1 protein-coding gene and 1 pseudogene are annotated in these 1081 nt (G+C 34.7%); both read right to left on the bottom strand.

All coding sequences use genetic code 11. The features are described 5' to 3' along the window. Window positions 1-6: 6 nt before the first annotated feature. Window positions 7-330, bottom strand: a complete 324-nt coding sequence (locus tag BO222_RS10940) for a hypothetical protein (protein ID WP_075820829.1) — start codon at window positions 328-330, stop codon at window positions 7-9. Window positions 331-845: 515 nt separating this feature from the next. Then, window positions 846-1081 (bottom strand): annotated as a pseudogene (locus BO222_RS14125) (hypothetical protein); the annotation flags it as partial.

Raw genomic sequence — 1081 nt, 5'->3', positions numbered from 1 at the left:
CTGTAACTATTGAGAGGAATAATTCCCTAATGTGAAGTAGCTTATATCAATAATTTCAACTAATGAAGTTGAAAAGTTGAGGTCGGTATCGGATAGAACAATTTGTTTGCTTACTGAATCGTAGGCTTTAAACATATAATGGTGATCCTCCGAAACACCTTTATATAAAACCGCTCCATTAAGTTCATTGTTTCTGATTCTTAATATCGTTTCTTCAATCATTTCAATTCTGTTTTCGTGTTCCTGAATCATTTGTTCGAGTACTGAAAATCCGAGGTTCTGGCTTTTAAGCAGTTGAAGAATGTCAATATAAATCTTCTCTTTTTTCATAAAAAATCTCCTTTATTTATCGATTGACAAATGATATTTAGTTGTTTAAGTTATCGAACTAAATACCAAATTTGTTAAAGAAAAAGCACCCAGAGCGTTAAGCTGAAATAACCAAGTGTTAATCAACTTGACGCCCAAAATGGGTGCTTTTATATAACCACGAACAGAAATTCAAAAATATCAAAAGTGAATTCTGATATGAAAGCCCCCCTTGTCAAGGGCGCACTGAGGGCTAACTAATTTATTTTTTAACTACATAAAGGGATTAGTGAATGTCATGCATAAATCCTGGAATGGATTCATCAGCTATTTAAACCAATCTGATATACGTGGATTTTCACAGGTTAATGGTTTCGCTGAGACCCCACCATCTAAAAACGCGGATTAACATAGAATTATCGTGGATAGTCAAACCTCTTACTTCCAGGACTTATGAATGACATTCATTTCTCTGAACTTTATTGTCAATTGTTCGTTAACTTCAGATAAAAAGACTTAGAGTGCTGCAAATTCTGTTAAAACTTGGTTGTTCCGTTGATTTGATTTGAACATTTATTTTCTATTGTGATGTTTTGGCTAAGGATTTCACCAGTGAGTGGATCACAGTGAGAACGATTCTCAATGTGATTCGTAGCCATTCCCCAGATGAAGCAAGCCATTTCCCTGGCACAAGCAGCGATTGCAATATTCCGGTTTTTTCCGTTGTTCATCATGGATTTAAACTTACTGATAAACCGTGTATTTCCTTTAT

Source organism: Ileibacterium valens, assembly GCF_001945525.1.
In the GTDB taxonomy this organism is placed as follows: Bacteria; Bacillota_I; Bacilli_A; order Erysipelotrichales; family Erysipelotrichaceae; genus Ileibacterium; species Ileibacterium valens.
This window is presented reverse-complemented; position numbering and strand designations above follow the sequence as displayed.

Coding starts and splice junctions, on each gene's coding strand:
- BO222_RS10940 (WP_075820829.1), bottom strand. CDS start 330: ATGAAAAAAGAGAAGATTTATATTGACATTCTTCAACTGCTTAAAAGC.